This is a genomic window from Candidatus Borrarchaeum sp., assembly GCF_019058535.1.
Taxonomy (GTDB): domain Archaea; phylum Asgardarchaeota; class Sifarchaeia; order Borrarchaeales; family Borrarchaeaceae; genus Borrarchaeum; species Borrarchaeum weybense.
The window spans coordinates 1-4593 of sequence record NZ_JAHPYX010000020.1 but is presented as its reverse complement, the minus strand read 5'-3'; the positions used below and the strand labels follow the sequence as shown (position 1 = coordinate 4593).

Sequence of the window (4593 nt, the reverse complement as noted above, 5' to 3'; positions counted from 1 at the left end):
CCTCTATATATGGTACCGTGAGTGTACCCGTAATGCCCGACTGGGTGGAGGCATATCCTCCTGTAAGCAACCAGTCAGTTTGTGACAGGGCTAAACGTGAGGATGCCCGTGCATGAGGTCTTATCCAGCGTGGCAAGAGAGTCCCCTTAGTGTGTGCAGTGTGCTAACCTGTCGGACAGACAGGTAAAAGATTAATAGCACTCTTCAGGCAGATAAGGAAGGGGCAGGATAAGGGTGAGCAGCGTGTGCAACCTGGTAAGTTTCCGTAAGCCCATAGATGTAGTGACAGTGGCGAAGCGTCGCCTCCCGTGAGGGAGCGAGAACTACAGTGGAAAGCTGGAAGCCCTATCCGAAGGGATGGGGAGGATGTCACTGAACAAGTCCTTAAAATAATTGTATTTGTGTAATTACATTTGATTAAAAAGGTTGCGAAAGCAACTGTTATCATGCTTGATGCGTATAGATAGTTTCTATCTTAATACGGCAATGTTACTTTTGTTGATATGACATTACTGTTTTTAATATTATTGATACCACATTACTGTTTTTAACAAAAAATCTAGATTCTGCTAAGGATAGAAGGATATGACAGAACTTATACCTAGTATCTTAATTGTTGGAGTGGGTGGTGCTGGAAATCATATAATAACGCGGTTAAGTGAAAACGGTCTCTTTGATAATGTTCCAGCACTGAGAACACTGGGAATAGATACCAATGTCCAAAATCTCCACAATACAACTTGTGATACAAAGCTTGCAATTGGTAAGCAAGTTTGCAAAGGATTAGGTGCTGGAAAGGATCCAAAAAGAGGAAAAGCGGCTGCAAAAGAAAGTATCTCTGAAATTAGAAATCATATTCAAGCAGATATCGTTTTTTTAATTGTCGGATTAGGAGGAGGAACAGGCACAGGTGCTGCTCCAATAATTTCACAAATTGCTAAAAATAAGGGTATTTTGACCATCTGTATTTCAACTCTTCCGTTCGATGTGGAAGGAAAAAGGCGTATGGATTTCGCTTTAACTGCTTTAGAGGAGATAATGACGGTTACTGACGCAATTATCGTAATCCCGAATGAGAAACTCTTGAAAATCGCTCCAAACTCATCTTTAGAGGATGCATTTCGACTAGCAGATGATTTAGCTATTAATGGTGTTTTAGCCATCGTTGAATTGGTTGCAACGCCAGGACGAATCAATGTAGACTTAGCTGATTTAAGAACACTATTTTCATTAAGTAAAAAACCGACAGGTATTTCAATAATCTGGAGAGGTGTATCAGAGGAAGAAAACCGAGAAAAACGCGTAACAGAAGCCGTACAAACTGCTATGGAATTTCCTTTTATCGATGTTGACCTCTCTCATGCTAAAGGTGCTATTGTCAATATTACAGGTAGTCACGATCTTACACTTAAGGAAGCGCAAGAAATCGCTCAATATGTCGTAAATGAACTTGATGAAAATGTTCAAGTCATCTGGGGACTTATTATAGACGAAAACCTAACGAATACTGTAAAGGTAACCACTGTTATTTCAGCGGTTGAAATAAATCTAACTGATTTTATTGAATAGCCTAAGGAGTTCTATAGTAATTATTTGTCTTTAAAAATAGTTTTAGATCCCTTGATTGAACTTCTCGCGCGCTTTCGCTACTTTTAATGCAATTAATGCTGCCGCTGTGCCTGCCCCGATTCCATTATCTATATTTACTACCATCACACCAGGCGCACAAGATTGTAGCATTGAGTTAAGTGCCGCTAACCCCTTGCCTCCTAGACCATAACCTACTGGGCTTGGCACCCCAACTACAGGAATGTCCACAAGTCCGGCTACAACTGAGGGCAAGGCACCCTCCATCCCTGCCACAACAACTAATGCATCTACATCTTCGTCTAGCATCGTTTTTAGATGAGGCAACAATCTATGTAAGCCTGCAATTCCTACATCATATGCTGTATATGTTGAAACACCCATTGCTTCTGCAATAATTCGTGATTCCTCAGCAACAGGTATGTCTGAAGTTCCTGCTGCAAAAATCCCTATTTTCCCAGGGACTTTTTTGTATTCGTATCCTTTTTTCTTTAAGATTAGCATACGGGCACGTTCATTAATCTCAAGTTCAAGTGAATCCGGGAGAATTGTTTTTACCTCATCTATAACCTTGTCAGAAATCCGTGAGAGTATGGTATAGCCACTCTTACTCGCCATTTTGACGGCAAGGAGGGCTGCGTCTTCAGGACGTTTTTCTTCCGCTAGGATTACTTCAGGAATACCTGTTCTAGCCTGGCGATACAGATCTAGTTTTGCAATATCATTAACTTCTTCAATCGCTGTTGAAATAAGATCTCCCTTCAGTTGCAGTAACTTCTCTGCCTCCTCGATGCTAAGTTCCTTACACGCTATCTTTTCTAAAATCTCTTTTAGTTGCACGCTAATACACCTAATCTTAAGTTTCTTACTGTGTTTATAAAACTAAGGATCTATAGATCTTAAATAGAAATCTTAAAAATTGACTATTAAATTTAAAAAAAACAGTTTTCGTTTTTATGATAATCGAAAGAGGTAGAAGCAGGAGGTACTTGTTTGATTAACTCATTCAGTCAAAAGATCACTTTAATTGATTCCAGCATAGCTGGCATTTCTGGGGATATGTTGCTTGGCGCTTTAGTCGACGCGGGGGGCAATAAAGTGAAATTCAAAATTAGCCGATTAGCTGAGGTCATTCCCGAATTTCTTCCTGATTGTAAAGAAATTAACATAGATTTTGAAGAAGTAAATCGAAGTGGTATTCGAGCAACCAGGATCGGAATTAATATTCACGAACATATTCACCACAGAGAAGGGGCAATCCTCATGGAAGCAATAAATCGGATCCTCCCTGAATTTGACCTATCTAAAAAGGCCTCTGAATTTGCCGTTAATGCATTAAAAACATTGATTCAGGCTGAGGCTACGGTTCATAATGAGCCCTTTGATCACGTCCACCTTCACGAAGCAGGATCGGCTGACACCATTATTGACGTTGCGGGAATTGCAATTGCGCTTGATTCTTTAGGCGTTTTTAATTCAAAAATTTATGGAACTCCTCCCTCCATTGGCGGAGGCATAATTGAGATCGATCACGGGACGTATCCCGTGCCACCACCTGCGACTACAAGAATTTTGAAAGACTATAATATCCCCTTTAAGGGTGGGCCTGTTGAGAAGGAGTTGGTGACGCCGACTGGAATCTCTATTCTAGCGAATCTTGTTACAGAGTTCGTTGGTGTGTATCCTGCTATGACCATTAAAGTGGAGGGTTACGGCGCAGGGAAGTACGAGTTTCACGGCATCCCCAATGTAACGCGAATTATCATTGGAGATGCCGCCATACGTCAATTTTCTGTGGCTCGTAAGTTTTATGAAGATGAAATCATCAAACTTGAAACAAATGTCGACGATGTCACAGGAGAGGTATTAGGGTACACTATGGATAAACTTCTAGAGCATGGGGCTTTAGATGTCAGTTATTTGAGCACTGTCACAAAAAAGAATCGTCCTGGTTACCTCATTACAGTAATCGCAAGACCGCAAGATAGTTTGAAGCTAGCTTCGATCCTATTCGAAGAGACGGGTACGCTTGGAATCCGTACTGTCCTCGAACATCCACGGTTGATCCTTAGTCGCAGTATCGAGAAAATATCTATTACGATTGATGGAAAGGAGTTTCATGTAGGAATCAAGATTGGAAAGGACTCAGAAGATAATATTCTCACACTAAAACCTGAATTCGAGGACACAAAAGATATAGCTAAGGAAACAGGGGAATCAATGAAAACTATTTCTGAGATTGCTTTAAAGAAAGCTCGTGAAACATTCGGCACAGAACTTCCTAAAGCATACCAAAACGGCAAGAAGTAAAAAATATTTATTTTCAAAGAAAGAGCAGGGCTTTTATAAAAAAACATTAAGGAAAGGCTAGTGAATAGAGGGACAAAAAATTGAGAACAAGAAAAGAATTAGCGGATATTTTAAGAGATAGACAATTAGAACGTGCACCAGAGATAGCAGATCAATTAGGATTTGACTTAAATGCCTTTAAAAAAACCGTATCTGATTTATCTGATGATGAGATTATCCTGTCATACATTACCTGTTCGCAATGTGGTGAGGCAGTAGCTAGTTTAGAAGATGTTGATACAATTCTTGAGCAGAATCCAGAGACATTTGATGACTTTTGGGACATATTACAGATTTTTGGATCAACACATGACTGGGAGTCATGTCGCTGATCGACCCGCCGAGTATACATTTACATAACGATTATCTTGTAAATTTTGATAACTTTTAAATAATATATTTTTTCTAATATTGTTTTGATATTAACTTGTAAGAAAGTATCTTAGGTGGTTTTATGACAACTATCTCTGTTTCAATTGATGAAGAATTAATTGAATGGTTAGATCAAATGATTAAAGAAGGTATTTTAGCCTCTAGGAGTGAAGCAGTCAGAGGTGGCATTTATTCATATATTAAAGAAAAAATAGGGATTAAAACGCGAGAAGAACTAATAGAATATCTGAAAAAACGACAGAAGTCACCCTTTCAACCTGGAAT

The 4593-nt window shown here is 39.4% G+C and carries 5 protein-coding genes; 4 read left to right on the top strand and 1 reads right to left on the bottom strand.

Translation table 11 applies throughout. The annotated features are described in order from the left end of the window. Positions 1-585 precede the first annotated feature (585 nt). Positions 586-1569, top strand: coding sequence for a cell division protein FtsZ (gene ftsZ / locus QVB70_RS01270; RefSeq protein WP_287582587.1), 984 nt, complete (start codon positions 586-588; stop codon positions 1567-1569). 42 nt (positions 1570-1611) lie between these two features. Here ftsZ and larB read toward each other — a convergent pair whose 3' ends face one another. Further along, positions 1612-2427, bottom strand: coding sequence for a nickel pincer cofactor biosynthesis protein LarB (larB, locus tag QVB70_RS01265; protein WP_287582585.1), 816 nt, complete (start codon positions 2425-2427; stop codon positions 1612-1614). Positions 2428-2580: 153 nt separating this feature from the next. Here larB and larC point away from each other — a divergent pair, with 153 nt between their 5' ends. From larC to QVB70_RS01250, 3 genes are all read left to right on the top strand, one after another. Next, positions 2581-3897 (top strand): nickel pincer cofactor biosynthesis protein LarC, encoded by a 1317-nt coding sequence (larC, locus tag QVB70_RS01260; RefSeq protein ID WP_287582582.1) that lies wholly within the window; start codon positions 2581-2583, stop codon positions 3895-3897. Between the two features lie 80 nt (positions 3898-3977). Then, positions 3978-4268: a hypothetical protein gene (locus QVB70_RS01255; RefSeq protein ID WP_287582580.1), complete on the top strand. Its 291-nt coding sequence runs from the start codon at positions 3978-3980 to the stop codon at positions 4266-4268. A 122-nt stretch (positions 4269-4390) separates the two neighbouring features. Continuing rightward, positions 4391-4593 (top strand): ribbon-helix-helix domain-containing protein (locus tag QVB70_RS01250; protein ID WP_287582578.1); only part of this gene is annotated, 203 nt, incomplete at its 3' end.